This window comes from Kitasatospora sp. NPDC059747, from assembly GCF_042732955.1.
In the GTDB taxonomy this organism is placed as follows: domain Bacteria; phylum Actinomycetota; class Actinomycetes; order Streptomycetales; family Streptomycetaceae; genus Kitasatospora.
On the sequence record NZ_JBHWGV010000019.1, the window covers coordinates 1 to 17,807 of the forward strand.

General features: G+C 74.7%; 11 protein-coding genes, 1 tRNA gene and 1 pseudogene. 10 read left to right on the forward strand and 3 right to left on the reverse strand.

What is annotated here, in order from left to right:
- The 3 genes and pseudogenes from ACFV4G_RS10995 to ACFV4G_RS11005 all read left to right on the forward strand — a co-directional run.
- Window positions 1–624 (forward strand): annotated as a pseudogene (locus ACFV4G_RS10995) (hypothetical protein); the annotation flags it as partial.
- A 55-nt stretch (window positions 625–679) separates the two neighbouring features.
- Complete coding sequence (locus ACFV4G_RS11000) at window positions 680–4,036, forward strand: right-handed parallel beta-helix repeat-containing protein (protein WP_380438795.1); 3,357 nt, start codon at window positions 680–682, stop codon at window positions 4,034–4,036.
- A 178-nt stretch (window positions 4,037–4,214) separates the two neighbouring features.
- Window positions 4,215–5,390, forward strand: coding sequence for a S8 family serine peptidase (locus ACFV4G_RS11005; RefSeq protein ID WP_380438797.1), 1,176 nt, complete (start codon window positions 4,215–4,217; stop codon window positions 5,388–5,390).
- A 34-nt stretch (window positions 5,391–5,424) separates the two neighbouring features.
- Here ACFV4G_RS11005 and ACFV4G_RS11010 read toward each other — a convergent pair whose 3' ends face one another.
- A complete protein-coding gene (locus ACFV4G_RS11010) occupies window positions 5,425–5,985 on the reverse strand; it encodes a LysM peptidoglycan-binding domain-containing protein (protein WP_380438799.1) in 561 nt (186 codons plus the stop codon).
- Window positions 5,986–6,249: 264 nt separating this feature from the next.
- Between ACFV4G_RS11010 and ACFV4G_RS11015 the strand changes: the two genes are divergently transcribed.
- Window positions 6,250–6,675, forward strand: a complete 426-nt coding sequence (locus ACFV4G_RS11015; RefSeq protein WP_380438801.1) for a hypothetical protein — start codon at window positions 6,250–6,252, stop codon at window positions 6,673–6,675.
- A 187-nt stretch (window positions 6,676–6,862) separates the two neighbouring features.
- Window positions 6,863–7,450 carry a sigma-70 family RNA polymerase sigma factor gene (locus tag ACFV4G_RS11020; protein WP_380438803.1) on the forward strand — a complete coding sequence of 196 codons (588 nt, stop codon included), beginning with the start codon at window positions 6,863–6,865 and terminating at the stop codon, window positions 7,448–7,450.
- Between the two features lie 51 nt (window positions 7,451–7,501).
- Here ACFV4G_RS11020 and ACFV4G_RS11025 read toward each other — a convergent pair whose 3' ends face one another.
- Window positions 7,502–8,548, reverse strand: coding sequence for a nuclear transport factor 2 family protein (locus tag ACFV4G_RS11025; protein ID WP_380438805.1), 1,047 nt, complete (start codon window positions 8,546–8,548; stop codon window positions 7,502–7,504).
- 399 nt (window positions 8,549–8,947) lie between these two features.
- Between ACFV4G_RS11025 and ACFV4G_RS11030 the strand changes: the two genes are divergently transcribed.
- From ACFV4G_RS11030 to ACFV4G_RS11040, 3 genes are all read left to right on the forward strand, one after another.
- On the forward strand, window positions 8,948–9,919 hold the full coding sequence (locus ACFV4G_RS11030) for a GlxA family transcriptional regulator (RefSeq protein ID WP_380438807.1): 972 nt from the start codon (window positions 8,948–8,950) through the stop codon (window positions 9,917–9,919).
- A gap of 121 nt (window positions 9,920–10,040) precedes the next feature.
- Window positions 10,041–10,646 carry a TetR family transcriptional regulator gene (locus ACFV4G_RS11035; protein ID WP_380438809.1) on the forward strand — a complete coding sequence of 202 codons (606 nt, stop codon included), beginning with the start codon at window positions 10,041–10,043 and terminating at the stop codon, window positions 10,644–10,646.
- Between the two features lie 71 nt (window positions 10,647–10,717).
- Window positions 10,718–12,172, forward strand: coding sequence for an FAD-dependent monooxygenase (locus ACFV4G_RS11040; protein ID WP_380438811.1), 1,455 nt, complete (start codon window positions 10,718–10,720; stop codon window positions 12,170–12,172).
- Window positions 12,173–12,209: 37 nt separating this feature from the next.
- On the opposite strand, the gene ACFV4G_RS11045 is transcribed toward ACFV4G_RS11040, so the two are convergent.
- Window positions 12,210–15,008, reverse strand: a complete 2,799-nt coding sequence (locus tag ACFV4G_RS11045) for a BTAD domain-containing putative transcriptional regulator (RefSeq protein WP_380438813.1) — start codon at window positions 15,006–15,008, stop codon at window positions 12,210–12,212.
- A 321-nt stretch (window positions 15,009–15,329) separates the two neighbouring features.
- Here ACFV4G_RS11045 and ACFV4G_RS11050 point away from each other — a divergent pair, with 321 nt between their 5' ends.
- Both ACFV4G_RS11050 and ACFV4G_RS11055 read left to right on the forward strand, forming a co-directional pair.
- Entirely contained in the window at window positions 15,330–17,537 is a 2,208-nt protein-coding gene (locus ACFV4G_RS11050; protein WP_380438815.1) for a BTAD domain-containing putative transcriptional regulator, read from the forward strand.
- A gap of 114 nt (window positions 17,538–17,651) precedes the next feature.
- A tRNA-Met gene (locus tag ACFV4G_RS11055) sits at window positions 17,652–17,728 on the forward strand.
- The last annotated feature ends 79 nt before the right edge of the window (window positions 17,729–17,807 follow it).

The following is a 17,807-nucleotide window of genomic DNA, read 5'->3' on the forward strand; positions in this document are numbered from 1 at the left end:
CCTCAGGCCCCGGCGCAGCCCTCCCCCGTCCAGCCCCCCGCTCAGCCGTCCGCCCCACAGCCGCCGCAGCAACCCCAGCAGCCGCCCGCGGCCGTGCCCCCGCCGGCTCCGCCCGCCCCGCCGTCCTACACCGGCTACGCCGGACCGGGCTGCGCCTCGTCGAGCACCGGCTACAGCGAGAACGGCCACTCGGCCGGCTCCCGCGACTGGGTCACCAACCACGACGGCGGCACCGACTGCGGCGGCGACTACACGTCCGTCCCCATGTCCGGCGACCGCAGCAAGGACGACGGCAACTCGGTGGTCTGGACGTTCTTCGCGAGCCCCGTCACCAGCGGCAGCTGCCGCATCTCCGTCTACATCCCGAACAACGGAGACATCAAGGCGGTCGGCGGCGCCCCCGCCTACTACACCGTGCAGAACGGCACCAGCCCCGGCAGCGGCACGATCGGCTCGTTCTCGATCAACCAGCCGCAGCACCAAGGCCAGTGGGTCAGCGCCGGCACCTACCAGCTGACCGGCGGCCGGATCGCCGTCATGCTGCACACCCGCGGCATCGACTGGGGCGGCACCGCCGGCGCCCACCTCGCCGCCTCCACCGTGAAGGCCGACTGCACCGGATGACCCGCACGACCCGCCCGCAGGGCACGAAGCAAGCAGACGAAAGGGAAGACGAGCCATGTCGCGCCATGTGCTGACGGTGTGCCAGGAACAGGGGACCGGCGGCACCTACCGCACGATCGGCGAGGCCCTGGAGGCCGCCCGCGCCGGAGCCGTCATCTCCGTCCGCCCCGGGCGGTACGAGGAGAACCTGGTGATCACCAAGATGGTCACCATCGCCGCCGAGGACGTCCGCGGCACCGTCCGGGTGACCCCGCGGCGCGGCTGCGTCGTCCAGGTCGTCGCCGAGGCCGTCCAGCTCACCGGCCTCGTCCTGCACGGCCAGGACGACGAACTGCCCGCCGTCGACGTCCCCCGCGGCCAGGCCGCCCTCCAGGACTGCGAGGTCGTCGGCAACTCCTGGACCGCCGTCCTCACCCGCCGGCAGGGCGCCCTCGCCATGCGCGGCTGCCGCATCGTCAACTCGGCCGGCGCCGGCATCGTCGAGACCTCCACCGGCGCCAGCGTCATCGAGGACACCGTCATCGAACACCTCGGCACCTCCGCCCTCGTGATCGGCGAGGGCGCCAACCCCGTCGTCCGCAACTGCGTCATGCGCGACGCCCGCGGCAACGGCATCTGCGCCAACGGCGAGGCCCGCGGCAGCATCGAGGACTGCGAGATCTCCACCACCGACAAGCCCGCGATCGCCCTGGAGGAGCACAGCACCACCCGCGTGCTGCGCACCACCGTCCGCGACGCCGCCCTCGGCGTCTACGTCGGCTCCGCCGCCCGCGTGCTCCTGGAGGACTGCACCGTCACCGCCACCACCGGCCACGGCATCGTGCTCGGCAACGGCACCGACCCGCTGCTGCGCCGCTGCCGCGCGGTGCGCACCCGCGGCCACGGCATCCACGTCACCGGCCGCTCCCGCGGCACCTTCGAGGACTGCGAGGTGACCGGCGCCGAGGGCGTCGGCGTCCGCGTCGACGACTGCGCGGGACCGGCCTTCACCGGGCTCGCCGTGCGCGACTGCGGCGACACCGGAGTCGACCTCGGCGGCGAGAGCGCCGCCGAACTCGTCCGCCTGGAGGTCAGCGACGCCGGCGGCAGCGGCGTGCGGATCGCCGAGGGCGCCAACCCCCTGCTGCGCCGCATCACCGTCACCTCCGCGCGCGGCAACGGCGTCGAGGCGGTCCGGGACGCCCGCGGCCGCCTGGAGGACTCCACCGTGCTCGCCGCCGGCCGCACCGGGGTCCTGATCGCCGACGGCGCCAACACCTTCGTCGGCGGCACCACCGTCCGCGGTACCGAAGGCGTCGGAGTGCACGTCGGCACGGGCGGCGTCGCCACCCTGCGCGACTGCGACGTGGCCGAGTCCACCGAGGACGGCCTCGCCGTCGACGACGGCGGCGACCTCACCTGCACCCGCGTCCGGGCCCGCGCCAACGGCCGCCACGGCATCCGGATCGGGGCCGGCGCCCGCGCGGCCCTGACCCGGCTGGAGGCGGTCGACAACTCGGCCGACGGCATCCGCGTCGACTCCACCGACGCCGTCCGCGCGACCGGCTGCACCGTCACCGGCAACGGCGGCTCCGGCCTGCGGCAGACCACTCCCAGCACCCGCCTGTCCGTGGAGAACCTGCAGAGCCGGGAGAACGGCCACCCCGACGCCCACGGCTCGGCGAGCGCCGACGCCGGCGTGTCGCGGGCGGCCGGGGTGGCCGCCGGTCCGGGCGAGTCCGTCCGGGCCGAGGAGGGCGCGCCGACGCCCGCGTCCGCCGCACAGGGGCCGCTGGAGGTCCTGGAGAACCTCGTCGGCCTCGCGGCGGTGAAGGAGCAGGTCGCCACGCTGGTGAACCTCAACCGGCTGGCCCGCCGCCGCGAACTCGCCGGCATGCCCGCCCTCCCGATGAGCCGCCACCTGATCTTCGCCGGGCCCCCGGGCACCGGCAAGACCACCGTCGCCCGCCTCTACGGCAGCATCCTGGCGGAACTCGGCGTCCTGCGCAGCGGCCACCTGACCGAGGTCGCGCGCGCCGACCTCGTCGCGGCCATCGTCGGCGGCACGGCGCTCAAGACCACGGAGGTGTTCAACGAGGCGCTCGGCGGCGTCCTGTTCATCGACGAGGCCTACACGCTCTCCGCCGGAGCCGGCGGCAACGGCCCCGACTTCGGGCGGGAGGCCATCGACACCCTCGTGAAGCTGATGGAGGACCACCGGGACGACATCGTGGTGATCGTCGCCGGCTACTCCGCCGAGATGACCGACTTCCTCGCCAGCAACCCCGGCCTCGCCTCCCGCTTCAGCCGCACCGTGGAGTTCGCCAACTACGCGGTCGACGAGCTCGTCACCATCGTCGAGAAGGCGGCCACCGGCCACGGCTACCAACTCGCCGACGGCACCGGGGAAGCGCTCACCACACTCTTCGAACGGATGCCCAAGGGACCGGACTTCGGCAACGGCCGGTCGGCCCGCAAGGTCTTCGAGGAGATGGTCGACCGGCAGGCCACCCGGCTCGCCCGGCAGCCCGAGATCGCCGACGAGGACCTCGCGCTGCTCGTCGCGGCCGACACCGGCGTCGAGGCGGCCGGTGCGGCCGAGGCCGCGGACAGCACCGTGATCCTCGACGAACTGCGGGCCATGGTCGGCCTGCCCGCCGCCAAGGAGCAGGTCGAGGACCTCGTCAACCTCATCACCCAGGTCCGCCGCCGCGAGGAGGCCGGCCTGCCCACCGCCGCGATCAGCCACCACCTCGTCTTCGCCGGCCCGCCCGGCACCGGCAAGACCACCGTCGCCCGCCTCTACGGCCGCCTGCTCGCCGAACTCGGCGTCCTGCCGGGCGGACAGCTCGTCGAGACCGCCCGCGCCGACCTCGTCGGCCGCTACGTCGGCCACACCGCCCAGCTCACCCGAGAGGCCTTCGAACGCGCCCGCGGCGGCGTCCTGTTCGTCGACGAGGCCTACACGCTGACCCCGCGCGGCGGCGCCGGCAACGACTTCGGGCAGGAGGCCGTCGACACGCTGATGAAGCTGATGGAGGACCACCGCGACGAGGTGGTGGTCATCGTCGCCGGCTACGAGGACGAGATGCGCGGCTTCCTCGCCTCCAACCCCGGCCTCGCCTCCCGTTTCTCCCGCCAGATCGAGTTCGAGCACTACACGGACGACGAACTCGTCACCATCGTCGGCCTCCACGCCGAGAAGGCCGGCTACGTGCTCGCCCCGGAGACGGTGGACGCCCTCACCGGGACGTTCGCCGCGATGCCGCGCGACCGCACCTTCGGCAACGGCCGCACGGCCCGCCAGACCCTGGAAGGCATGATCACCCGCCAAGCCGGCCGCCTCAGCCGCCTCGACGTCGCCGATCTCGCCGACCTCAGCCTGCTCCTGCCGCAGGACGTCGCGACGGCCCGGACGGGAAGTGCGGTGTGACGCGGCGGCGGATGGGAGGCGTGCTGCCCGGGGCGCCGGCCGGGCGCGGAGGTGCGGCCGGCGGTTGGTCGGCTGTGGGGTCGTCGGCGCCGTCGTCGGGTCGGTCGGCCGGCCTCGGCGCGGGTCTCCGTCAATGGGCGCGGGCCGTCGGTGCGCGGGACTCCTCGGGTGGCGCGGCGTGAGCGGGCGGCGGTGGGCCGGGGCCGCGTTCGCCGGCGCGCTGCTGGCTGCCGCCCCTGCGGCGGTGGCGGCGCCCACGCCCGGGGCGGACCCGCCCCCGCTGACTCAGACCCGGCAGGACGTCCAGCGCAACGGGTGCGTCAAGCCCTCCGACCGGCCCGCCGACGTGCCGAGTTGGTCGCAGAGGGCGCTGCGGCCGGAGGAGGCCTGGTCGTTGAGCCGCGGTGCCGGGGTGACGGTCGCCGTCGTCGGTTCGGGGGTCGACGCCGGATCGCCCGCCCTGGCCGGGCGGTTGCAGCTCGGGCCGCGGCTCTACGGCCCCGGTGACGCGGGCCGCGACTGCGTCGGCCACGGCACCTTCGCGGCCGGGCTGGTGGCCGGGCGCAGCACCGTCGACGGCGGTGCCTCCGGGCTCGCGCCGGACGCCCGCGTGCTGGTGGTGGCGGTCACCGACGACGCCGGGTCGACGACCCCGGACCTGCTGGCGTCCGGGATCCGCGCGGCGGTCGACAAGGGCGCCAGGGTCGTCGCGGTCGTGGTGCCCGTCGCCGGGGCGAGCGACGCTCTGAGCGAGGCGGTCACGTACGCGGGGGCGCACGGTGCGCTGGTCGTCGCGCCCGTCGCCCCGGACGCGCGGGGCGGCAGCAGCGCCGCGGTGTTCCCGGCCTCCTACCCGGGCGTGCTCGCGGTGGCGTCGACCGGTCCCGGCGGGCCGGCCGGCGGCACCCTGGACGGACGCGTGGACCTGGCCGCACCCGGCGAGGGCGTCACCGGCACCGGGCCCGGCGGCGGCCTGTTCACGGCCTCAGGACCGGGCTGCGCCACCGCCTACGTGGCCGGTACGGCGGCGCTGGTGCTGGCGCTGCGGCCGGACCTGACGCCGGAGCAACTCGTGCGCCGCCTGGAGACGACCGCCTACCGCCCGGGCACCCGCCTCCCGGACGCCGCGGTGGGCTACGGCACCGTCGACCCGGTGGCGGCCGTGACCGCGTCCTGGCCCGCGGCAGCCCACCAGACCGCCGCGGCCGCCGACCCGGTGGTGGTCACCCCGGGCCCGGACCGCTCGGGCACCTGGCGGGCGTTGGCGGTCGCGGCCGGCAGTGCGGGCGTGATGGTGCTGGTGGGCTTCGGGGGCCTGACCGTCCGCCTGGGCCGCCGCCGCGGCGGGGTGTGAGACCCGCCGCCGACTGGCCGGCGTTCCGGCCCGCCTACGGGATCGTCAGCACCTGGCCGACGTCGATGAGGTCCGGGTCGTCGATGCCGCTGGCGGTGGCGATGTCGCGGTAGCGGTCACCGTCGCCGTAGAAGCGCTCGGCGACGGCCCACAGGGTGTCGCCGGGCTCGACCGTGTAGGTGCGCGCCGCGGGGATGGCCGGGGGCGGGGTCACGGCTTCGGCGACCGGTGCCGCGGCCGCCGGCTCCGGAGCGGCGACGGGGTTGTCGGTCCCGGTGTCCGACGCCCACAGCGCGCCGCCGTCCTTGCCGTACAGCACCACGTTGCGGTCGGCCTGTACCACCAGCCGGTCGGCGTCCCGGCCGTCGGTGTCGGTGGCCCACACCGCGCCGTCGCCGTCGTAGAGCACGAAGTTGCCGTCGTCCTGGAGCACGGCCCGCTGGACGCCCTTGTCGTCGGTGTCGGAGGCCCAGACGACGGCACCCGGCTCGGAGAGGACCAGATTGCCGTCGTGCTGCAGCGTCAGGGTGTAGGCACCGCCCTGGAGGGAGTGGCCGAGACCGAGTTCGTCGCCCACGCGCAGCGTGTCACCCATGGATGTTCCTTTCGGGGGAGGGGATTACGCCGTCAGAGTGGCACGGCGGTGTGACGGCCGAGGTCAGCAGAAACGGTCCTGCACGCGGGATTTCACCCGAACGAGATCCCCGGACCCGACCGCCGCCCGGAGACGTTTGCGTACCGTCCAACGGTTCCCACCTGCGGGGCGACGCGGAGCTGAACAATCGCGAGCATGTTATCCGTTCAACTACACGGACGTAGAGCAACGAGGCGCGAGCGAGCACGGGTGAGGTGGACTCCGATGGCGACGACGGTGGACCGCGGCGACGGCAGGCCGGCCGTCACGGGGAGCGGACGGCGGGAGGACGAGGAGACGGCGCGGCGGTTGATCGCCTCCTGGCTGGCCGAGGCCGTCGAGGACGTCGAGGACGTTCCCGGGCGGGCGGCGGCCCCGTACGGGTGGCAGGTGCCCGCGGCGGCGGCCCGGGACGTCGTGGCGGTGGCCCGGCGGCTGGCTGTCCAAGGGCTGGCCGGGCGGCCCTGGCCGGTGCCGACGGCCGCGCACCTGCTGCTGGCCCGGGCCCTGGTGACGGACGAACACCCGTCGGCGGCCGCCTGGACCGAGCGTGAGCGGACCGAGCTCGCCGGCTGGGTCGCGGTCCTCGTGCAGCGCTTCGGGGAGGACGGCGTCCAGCGCCTCACGGCGGCCCTCGCCGCCCGCCGCTGACGGAAGAGGACGCACGGCCAACGCCCGCCAACGGCCGTCCGCCGGGACCCGTTGGCGGATCGTTGGCCGGACGTTGGCGGCGGCTGGGACGGTTTTCCCGTCAGGGCGAGGCCCCGGGGACCGCACCAGAGCGAGGACCCCGCCGCTCCTCGCCGATGCCGTAGCACCGGAGCGAAGGACAGACGCCGTGGCCGTGGAAGCCGCCGCTTCCCCCGAAGGCGCCCCGCAGGGCACCGACCAGCCCTCCCGGGGGCGTGCGACCCTCCACCAGGACACCCTGGCGGAGCTGTACCGCCTGCACGGTCCGTACCTGATGCGGGCCCTGCTGAGAGTCACCAGCGGTGACCGCGGCAAGGCCGAGGACATCCTGCAGGAGACCCTGCTGCGCGCCTGGCAGAACCCGGCCGCGATCCAGCGGGGCCTGGAGCAGAGCCGGCCGTGGCTGTTCACGGTGGCCCGCCGGATCGCGATCGACCACTTCCGGATGGCCACCGCGCGCGTCCAGGCGGTGGCCGACGAGTCACCAGAAGAGCACGCCGGCACCCACGACCCGTACGACGAACTGCTCGCCGCCCGGGACATGGCCTCGGCCCTGGCGGAGCTCCAGCCGCACCACCGGGACGTGCTGGTGGAACTGCACCTGAAGGGCCGCTCGATGGTGGAGGCCGCGCAGGTGCTCGGCGTCGCGGTGGGGACGGTGAAGTCCCGCAGCTTCTACGCGGTGCGTGCGCTGCGGCCGATACTGGAGGCGAGGGGCATGGGCATCGCGGTGTGAGCCTCTGGCGCGATCGGTTCTGCTGTCACCTGATGGCGCGGGCGTGGACGGTCAGTTGAAGAAGGGGTCGTCCACGACGTGGGCCCAGCCGCCGTCCGGCCGGCGCCGGAGTATCTCCGTCGTCGTGGAGATCACCGGCTCGGGGCCGGCGCCCGTCAGGGTGGCGGTGTTCGACACCAGGGCGATGTCGTCCACCTGCCGGATCTCGCGCAGTTCGAGCTTGAGGCGGGCGCCGCTGTCGACCAGCTGTTGCAGGGCCGTCCGGATGGCTTCGGTGCCCACCAGGTGGGTTCCGGGGGCGGGGACGAAGTGCGCGCGCGGCTCGTACAGCGACACCAGGCCCTCGATGTCACCCGCCTCCAGGTACTCCGTGAACAGGGCGCCTACCTGCTCGGGCGTCTCCGCACGGCGCCGGGCGACGGCACCGACGGGCTTGTCCCCCCAGCCCGCGCCGGCGAGCAGGTCGTACCACGTGGGCTGGGCGCCATGGGGCAGGTGGTGGCGCAGCAGTGCTCCCGGGAACGTCAACGGAGATGCCTTCTGCGGCCTGGACTTGGCCTGGTCGACGATCGCGTCGCTCAGCGCGTAGCCCAGGTCCATGCGGGGGAGGAGGGCGTGCACGTCGTCGGCGAGGCCGGCCGGAAGGCTCTCGCGCCGGACTCCGAGGATGTCGGTGCCGATGCCCTCCTGGGCCAGCCGCACCTCTGCGCCCTTGCGCGCGGCGATGCCATCGGAGGTGTGCAGCGCGATGGCGTCCCAGGCGATGGCGATGCGCCGTTCCTCGACGCCGCGTTCGCGGAGGAGCGCCGCCGCGGTGTCGGCACCGTCGACCTCGAAACGCTGGTCGCCGTTGCCCTCCTCGCTCAGCCCGATGTCGTGCAGGACGCAGCTGAGGAACAGCAGTTCGTCGTCGTAGTCGGCACCCGCGCGCAGATTCTGGTGCCGGGCATGGGCGCGGGCGAAGACGTAGCTGCGGACGCTGTGGAAGAAGACGAAGTCGGGGGTGGCCCTCTCCACGTAGGCGTAGGCGTCCCGGGACAGGTCCGTGTCCGGGAGGCCGAGCCGTTCGAAGACGGGCAGGGGTGCGTCGGTGGTCACGGCAGCTCTCTTTCGTGTGCGGTGGCGCGCGGCTCCGGGCGGAGCCGCTTGGGTGGCGGCGCGACGCCTGGCCGGCGTCGGATCACACCGTGCGGGTCCAGGCGGTCTCCTGGACCTGCTTGATGAGTTCCTCCGTCGCCGGCGGCCAGACGTTGCGGTACTTGCCGTGCTCGGCGCCGATGATCTCGACCATTGGTGTACTCGGTCGCGGGAGCCGGGCCGCCGGGACGGCCCTGAGGCGGCCGACCGCACCGAGGCGTCCTCGCCGGACCCGTGCACAACCAGCACGCCCGGCAGTGACGGCAGGAGAGCGCGTCTCGTGGGTCATGAAATGACCGTAGGCGCGCGCAGGGCGAGGGAGTCAGTGGCACGAGTGCCATGCAGCGATAGAATCGTGCCATGGGAGCCCGTACCTCCGGCGGCAAGCACCACGTGGTCGTGGTCGCGCTCGACAACGTCCTCGCACTCGACATCGGGATTCCGTTGCAGGTCTTCGGAAGCTGGCCGGACGGGCCGTACTCGATGACGGTGTGCACGGAACGGCCCGGCCTGGTGCCGATGCACGGCGGCCCGGTGCTGTCCGTCGCCGACGGGCTGGACGCCCTCCGGACCGCGGACACCGTGATCGTCCCCGGGTACCTGGAACCCGACCCGCCCTCGGCCGCGGTCACCGCCGCGCTCGCACGGGCGGCCGCCCGCGGCAGCCGGATGGTGTCCATCTGCTCGGGGGCGTTCGCCCTCGCCGCCGCCGGCCTGCTCGACGGCCGCCGGGCCACCACGCACTGGCGGTACGCCGCAGAGCTGGCCAGGCGGCACCCGCAGGTGACGGTGCAACCGCACGAGCTGTACATCGATGAAGGCCAGGTGCTGACCTCGGGCGGAGTCGCCGCGGGCCTCGACCTGTCCTTGCACCTCGTCCGCCGCGATTACGGCGCCCGCCTGGCGAACCAGCGGGCCCGCCTGCTGGTCACCGCCCCCCACCGCGCCGGCGGCCAGGCTCAGTTCGCCGACCTGCCGGTGGCCCCGGACGCCTCCGGCGCGACGATGCCGCTGTACGAGTGGGCCCTGCGCCACCTGCACCAGCCGCTCACCGTCGACCAGTTGGCGCGCCGGGCCGGCATGTCCCGCCGCACGCTCATCCGTCGCTTCCACTCCGACACCGGCCGGCCGCCGATGAGTTGGCTGCTCGACGCCAGGCTCGGCCTCGCGCGGGAACTCCTGGAATCGAGCGACCTGACGGTCGAAGCCGTCGCACGGCGCTGCGGCCTGGGCACGCCGGCCAACTTCCGGACTCTGTTCAAGGCGCACGTCGGGGTACCGCCACGCACCTACCGCGAGACGTTCAACTCCGCTGTTCTAGCTGGTCGTTGACCCGTTCCTCCGGGCAGGCCGCCGGTCGCGGCCACGAAGCGGACAGCAGGGCGGCGCCAGCGGCCAAATATTGCGTGCCACGCATATGTGCGTGACACGCAATCTTTGCTACCGTCGTTCCATGGGGCTGCGAGAACGGAAGAAGGCCGAGACACGCGCCGCGCTCAGCTGGGCGGCACTACGGCTGGTCGTCGAGCGAGGGCTCGACAACGTCAAGGTGGAGGACATCGCCGAGGCCGCCGGTGTCTCGCCGCGCACGTTCAACAACTACTTCTCCAGCAAGGGCGAGGCGATCGTCGCGCGCCACCTCGACCGTTGCCTGCGCATCGCGGAAGCGCTGCGCGAGGGCCCGGCAGAGCCGCTGTGGGACGCGATCACTCGCGCTGTGCTGCCGCAGTTCGAGCCGGACACCGCAGCGGCCGCTCACCCTGTTCCGGACGCGCGGAGGTGGACGGCAGGCGTGCGCATGATGGTCGCCGAACCGGCCCTGCAAGGCGAGATGCTGCGGGCCGGGGCCATGGCCGAGGCCGAGATCGCCGCAGCCATCGCCCACCGCACCGGTACCGACCTGGCACAGGACCTGTACCCGCACCTTGTCGCGTCCGCAGTCATGGCCGCGACCAACACCGCCATGGCACACCACCTCCGCACGGATCCGCCGGTACCGGTGGAGCACCTGCTCACGGATGCCCTTGCCCGAATCGCGGCGGGTCTGCCGACTCCCTAGCAATCCAATGCGGACGGAAAGCCCGGCGGCCGGTCGGGCCGACGTTCCCTGCCCGGAAAAGGACTCTGCCCATGATCGACGTCATCATCGCGGGCGCCGGACCCAACGGCCTGATGCTGGCCTGCGAACTCGCCCTGGCCGGCGCGCGTCCGCTCGTCCTGGAACGCCTCGCCGAACCGTCCGGCGAGCAGCGCGCGAACGGCCTGGTCGGCCAGGTCGTCCGGATGCTCGACCGGCGTGGACTGTACGAGCGGCTGACCGCACCCGGTGCCACCCCCGAGCCGGTGCCCGGGTTCGTGTTCGGCGCGTTCCCGCTCGACCTGAAGGACCTGCCGGACAACCCGCTCTACACGTTGATGGTGCCGCAGCGCAGGGTGGAGCGGATGCTCGCCGAGCGCGCGGCCGAACTGGGCGTCGAGGTCCGCCGCGGTCACGAGGTCACCGGCCTGACGCAGGGCGAGGACTCGGTGACGGTCGAGCTGCGCGGGCGGGAGTCGATGGAGGCGGCGTTCCTGGTCGGAGCCGATGGCGGGCACAGTACCGTCCGCAGGCTCACCGGCATCGGGTTCCCCGGCGTGACCGCGGATGACTCGGTGTCGCGTACCGGACACGTGAGCGTGCCCTCCGAGATGGTCGGTGCCGATGGCGGCCTGGTCGTACCCGATTTCGGTGTCATACCGCCGTTTCGACACCTGCGCACCGAGCGCGGCCTGATCACCTGGGCACCGTTCCCGGGCGGCGCTCCGCTGATCAGCACGACGGAGTGGGACCAGCCGGCCGAGGGCGAGGCCTCACTCGACGAACTCCGGGCCAGCGCCTGCCGGGTGCTCGGCGCGGACCTGCCGCTCCACCCGCCGACCGGAGCGGGACCGCACATGATGCGGCGGCTGTTCGGCGGCAACACCCGGATCGCGTCGCAGTACCGTGCGGGCCGGGTGTTCCTGCTCGGTGACGCCGCACACGTGCACTCGGCGATCGGTGGCCCGGGGCTGAATCTGGGCCTGCAGGATGCGGTCAACCTCGGTTGGAAGCTGACCGCGGAAGTGCGCGGCCGCGCGCCGGAGGGGCTGCTGGACACCTACGAGCTGGAGCGGTCCCCGGTGGCGCGGAGGGTCGCCATGCACACGCAGGCGCAGTCGCAACTGATCCGCCCGGGCGCCGATGTGACGGCATTGCGTGAACTGTTCGGCGAGCTGCTCGCCCAGCCCGCGACCCGGCAGCACGTCGCGAACCTGCTGTCCGGCGCGGACATCACCTACGACATGGGGCCGGCAACCGGACCGCTGGTGGGCCGATGGGCGCCGGACCTGCCCGGCCTGCGCGAACTCACCCGCACCGGCCGCCCGCTCCTCCTGGACCCCACCGGCACCCTCGACGCGGGCGTTTGGGCGTCGCACGTCGACACCGTGACGGTCCCGGACCTCGACACCGCACTGCTTCTCCGGCCCGACTGCTACGTCGCCTGGCAGGGCACCACGAACGACGGCCTGCACGAAGCGCTGGGGGCCTGGTTCAGGGCGGCCTGAACAGCACGCCCGGCGGGGCCGGTAGCGTTCCGTGCCCTCAGGCTCCGATCGCGGAGATCCGCGCCGCGAGTTCCGCGGCGCCCCGGGTGTCGCCGGACTCCGCGCAGAACTCCCGTGCCCGGCCGAGGTGTTCGGCCGCCTCTCGGGCGCGTCCGACACTCAGGAGGAAGTCCGCGTACCGCTGCTCGACCGCGGCCTCCAGGTGCAGCGCCCCGCTGGCCCGGCAGCGTTCGGCGGCGTCCTGCCAGGCCCGTTCCGACTCGTCGTGGCGGCCGAGGAGCCGCAGGGCGTCGGCCTCGTCGGCGAGCGCGAAGAGGTGGAAGGTGGCGTGCGGGTGCGCGGCCAGCAGCCGCTGGGCCTCGTGGGCGTGGCGCAGCGCCGCCGGTCCGTCGCCGACGAGTGCGGCGAGCGTGGCCGCGTTGGCGAGGACGGCGGCGCCGGCCTCGTGGAGGCCCAGGTCGTCCAGCCGGCGCACGGCGGCGTCGGAGAGTTCGCGGGCCTCGGCGAGGTCGCCGTGGTCGGCGAGGGCGGCGGCCAGCACGGCCATCGTGTAGATCTGGGCCGGACCGTCGTGGTGCCGGGCGCGGTCGGCGGCGCGGCGGGCGAGGGCGAGGGCTTCGACGGGCCGCCGCTTTCCGCTGAGCGCCCGTGCGGTGGCGGCCTCGACGAGGGCGGTGGCGACCGGGTCGCCGGTGCTGGTGGCGGCGGTGAGGCCGTGCCGCAGGCAGTCGAGGCGGTCGGTGAGCCGTCCGGCGCCGAAGTAGAGGCAGTTGGCGAGGAAGGCGAGCCGCCACGAGCGGTCGCCCTCGCCGGCCCGGGCGCCGGCGGCGACGAGGGCGCGGACGGTGGGCTCCTCGGTGCGGAACCAGTCGAGGGCGGTGCGGACGTCCGGCAGGTGGGGCAGGTCGGGCGGCGGGAACGCGACCGGCTGTTCGAACTCGGTGAGGTGCGGCTGGAGCCGGCTCGCACCGGCCATCGCGGCGGTGAGGTAGTAGTCGAGCAGCCGGACGAGGGCGGCGTGGCGCCGGGCGGGCGGGTCGCCGTCGAGCAGCTCGCGGCCGTAGAGCCGGACGAGGTCGTGGCGGCCGTAGCGGCCGGGGGCGGTCTCGGTGAGCAGGTGGTGGGCGGCGAGTTCGCCGAGGGCGCCGCGGACCTCGGCCGGGCGGGCCTCCAGCAGTGCGGCGGCGGCGGGCACGTCGATCTCCGGCCCGGGGTGGACGGCCAGCAGGGCGACGAGCCGGGCGGCGGTCGGGGGCAGGCGGCGCAGCGTCAGGTTGAGGGCGGAGCGCACGCTGACACCGCCCTGGGCGTCGAGTGCGGGCAGCCGGGTGCGCTCGTCCTCGGCCTCGGCGACGAGGTCGGCGACGCTCCAGGCGGGCTGGGCGGCGAGGCGGGCGGCGGCGATCCGCAGGGCGAGCGGCAGGTGGTCGCAGAGCCCGGCCAGCCGTCGGGCGGCGGCGGGTTCGGCGGCGAGGCGCTCCTCGCCGAGCACCTGGGAGAGCAGTGCGAGGGCGTCGGTCTGGGGCAGGGGTTCGAGGCGCAGCAGGGCGGCGCCCTCGGTGACGACCAGGTCCTCCAGGGTGTGCCGGCTGGTGACGACGGTGGCGCTGCGAGGCCCTGCGGGCAGGAGTTCGGTGACGTCCTCGGCGCTGCGGACGTTGTCGAGGAGCACCAGCAGTTCGCGTTCGGCGGTGAGCGCGCGGTAGAGGGCGCCGCGCCGGGCGTGGTCCTCGGGGATCTCGGCCTCGGCGAGTCCGAGGGCGCGCAGGAACCGGCCGAGCACCTCGGCGGGTTCGCTGGGGCGGGCGGGGTCGAAGCCGCGCAGGTCGCAGTGGAGGTGGCCGTCGGGGAAGCCGCCGGCGGCGGTGTGGGCCCAGCGGACGGCGGTCGCGGTCTTGCCGGCGCCGGCCGCGCCGACGATGACGGCGAGCGCGTGGTCGGGGCGGTCGGGGCCGCAGGCCTGGTCGAGCCAGCGCAGTTCGGCGTCGCGGCCGACGAAGCCGGCGGTCCGGCGGGGGAGCGAGCCGGTGGTGGGCCGGGGCAGGGAGGCGGCGGGCTGTGCCGAGGCGGCCGGCGGATTCTCGGAGGTGCCGGTGTCCGCAGTGGCGCGCTCGTCGGCCAGGACGACGGCGAGGGCCGCCTGGAGGGCGGTGCCCGGGCGCATGCCCAGCTCGGCCGCGAGGCCGGCGCGGGCGCGGTGGTAGAGGCGCAGGGCCTCGGCCGGGCGCCCGGCCTGGTGCAGGCAGCGCACGAGCAGGGCGACGGTGGGCTCCTGGAGCCAGTCGGTGTGCAGGTGCCGTTCGAGCGACGGGAGGGCGGCGGCACCCCGGCCGGTGCGCAGGAGGCGTTCCGTCCAGTCGTGCAGGGCCTGCTCGCGGCCGCGGTCCAACTGGTTGGCGAGGCCGTGCCGTTGCTCGGTGGCGGGCAGGTCGGCGAGGGCTGGCCCGTCCCAGAGGGCGAGGGCCTGCCCGAGCAGGGCGGCCGCGGCTTCGTCGTCGGGTTCGTCGGCGGCGCGGGTGCTGAGCGTGGTGAAGCGGTGGACGTCGACGCACTCGCGGTCGCCGTCGAGGAGGTAGCCGGGCGCCTGGGTGTGCAGGGTCAGGGGCGTGCCGTGCAGGAGCTTGCGCAGCGCGGCGATGTGCCCCTGGAGCGCGGCCTTCGCCTGGGCCGGGGGCTCGTCGTCCCACAGCAGGCCGTAGAACCGCTCGATCCGGACGCACCGGCCCAGCTCCAGCGCCAGCAGGGCCAGCACCGCGCGGCGCTTGGCCCCGGCGACCGGCACCGTGCGGCCGTCCGCGGCCCTCAGCTCGGTGGGCCCGAGCAGCCGAATGCGCATGCGCTCCCCATGTCCGCCGCGTCCCGGCGGAGGAGCCGGGGCGGTCATTCAATCATCTTGTCCAGCATGTGAGTCTACGCGCGTCGATATGGGGCGATGGCCACCCTGCGGAGCGGCGGAGATGCCGTGGGCACGATGAGCCCAAGGTGAACTCCGGGCGAACCTTGAGTGTTGACCATTGGCTGTCGGAGTGCTCCAAATTTCTTTCTGTGCACGGTAGTTGTGTTACTTAACCAATGGATTCGGGCACTTGGACGAAGATCGAACCACTTCGTATCCTCAGGCCGTTCCGTCCGTCCTCGGGTACTCAGGGAGTTGGGTGTGCGCGTCCGGCTGCTGGGCCGCGTCGAAGTCCACTGTCCGCAGGGGCGCCCCGTCGGCCTGACGGGCGCCCGTCGGCGCGCCGTGCTCTCGCTGCTTGCCAGCGAGCTCAACGGCCACGTCACGGTGGACCGGCTGCTCGACACCGTGTGGGAGGGCGCGCCGCCGCCCACCGCGCGCGCTGCCCTCCAGGGGCACGTGTCCGCCGTCCGCCGCAGCCTCTGCGAGGGCCTGACCCTCCTGACCAGGGCTCAGGGCTACGTCCTCGTCGGCGAGCCCGACCTCGTCGACGCCAAGCGCTTCGAACGGCTCAGCGCCGCCGCCGAGGACGCTGCCGACACCGAGCGGTCCATCGCGCTGCTGCGCGAGGCCCTCGACCTCTGGGACGGGCCCGCCCTCAGCGACTGCGGGTCGCGCGTCCTGACCGAGACCGCCGGTCGGCGGCTCGACACCGCCCGCGCGCTCGCCGTCGAGCGGCTCGCCGAGCGGCTGCTGACCGTCGGCCGCGGTGCCGACGCCCTCGACGACCTCCAGGCCGCCGTCGCGGCCGACCCGCTGCGCGAACCCGCCGCGGCCCTGCTCATCCGCTGCCTCCACCAGGCCGGACGGCCCGCCGACGCGCACCTCGCGCTGGCGCGGTTCCACGAGCGGCTCGCGAGCCGGGGGCTGGCACCGGGCCACCTCCTGCGGCAGGCCGCCGACGCCGTGGCCGTTCCGGCGGTCCGTGCGTCCGCTGCCGCGACCCCGCCCGCCCCGGCGCCCAGTGACGCGCTGCCGCGCACCGGCACCGGCCTCGTCGGCCGCGCCGTGGAACTGCGGCACCTCGACGAAGCGGCCCGCCGCGCCGACGGCCGCCCGGTGCTCGTCACCGGCGTCGCCGGCGCCGGCAAGACCAGCCTCGTCCTGCACTGGGCGCACGCCCGCGCCGACCGCTTCCCCGACGGCCGCGTCCACGTCGACCTGCGCGGCTTCGGCGAGGACGAACCCCTCACCACCGCCGAGGCCCTCGACGTCGTCCTCGCCCGGCTCGGTGTCCCGGCCGCCGAACGCCCCGCCGACCTCGCGCAGGCGGGTGCGCTGATGCGCCGGCTGACCGAGGGTCGCCGGCTCCTGCTCGTCCTCGACGGCGCCCGCTCCGCGGAACAGGTCGAGCCGCTCCTGCCGTGCGCGCCCGAGCCCGTGGTCGTCATCACCAGCCGATCCCGGCTGACCGACCTCGTGGTCAGCGAGGCCGCCATCCCGTTGCCCGTCGGCGGCCTGCCGGAGGACGAGGCCGTCGAACTCCTCGGCCGCGTCGTCGGCGCGGACCGCGTCGCCGCCGACCCCACCGCCGCCCGCCGCCTGGCCGCCCTGTGCGACCGGCTGCCGCTCGCCCTGCGGGTCGCCGGCGCCCGGCTCGCCTCCCGCCCGGGCTGGGCCCTCGGCGACGTCGTGCACGAGATGTCCGACGAGCGCACCGGCCTCGCCGCCCTCGCCACCGGCGGCGCCCTCGGCATCGCCGCCGCACTCGGCCGGACCGTCCGCGCCCTGCCCGCCGACGCCCGCCGCCTGTTCGCCCTCTCCGGCCTCCACCCCGGCGGCGCCCTCGACAGCGCGGCCGCGTCCGCCCTCGCCGAAGTCACCCGCGCGCGGGCCCGGGAACTCCTCGCCGAGCTCGACGCGGCCCACCTCGTCCAGGAAGCCTCCCCCGGCCGCTTCCGCAGCGACCGCCTCGCCCGCCTCTACGCCGCCGAACTCGCGGCCGAGCTCCCCGCCGCCGACCGCGCCGCCGCCGTCCGCCGCCTGCTCGACCACACCGTCGACGCCGCCACGGCCGCTCTTGCGCCGCTCGCGGATGCCATCCCGCCGCAGAGCATCTCGGCGAGGGCGTTCGAAACCGCCGAGCAGGAGCTGGAGTTGGCCCGGAGACTGGTCGGTGAACTGACCCGCCAGGTCTCGGAACGCGCCACGGCCGAACGCGAGACGTGCACCGGGCCGGGGGTCCTCGTGGACAGGCTGAGCCGAACTCTGGCCGGGATCCGCTCGGCGCCGACCCCCGAGCCGTGGCCCGACCACGCGGAGCCCGATCCGTTGGACCGTCTGCTGGCCGACCTGCTGCGCGGCGCCCCCGAGGTACCGCACGCGAAGCCCGCCGAGGTCCGTGTGGCCGTCGCGGCGGATGCCCGGACACCGGGGGCGAGGCCCGCTGGGCCGCCCGGGTCCGGCTGATCCGTGCTCCCGCCGGCACGCAGCGCGCCCGCGGTTGATCGGGGTCTCGGAGCCGACGGGCGAGGAAAGCGATTCGACCGCACACCCGATGTGCCGTACAGTCGGGTTCACCGACGCGGGGTGGAGCAGCTCGGTAGCTCGCTGGGCTCATAACCCAGAGGTCGCAGGTTCAAATCCTGTCCCCGCTACCACTCAAGGCCCAGGCCCGGTGCGCCACTGCGCACCGGGGCGGTGTCGATTTTACAGCCCCGTGGGGTGGGGGGGTGGTTT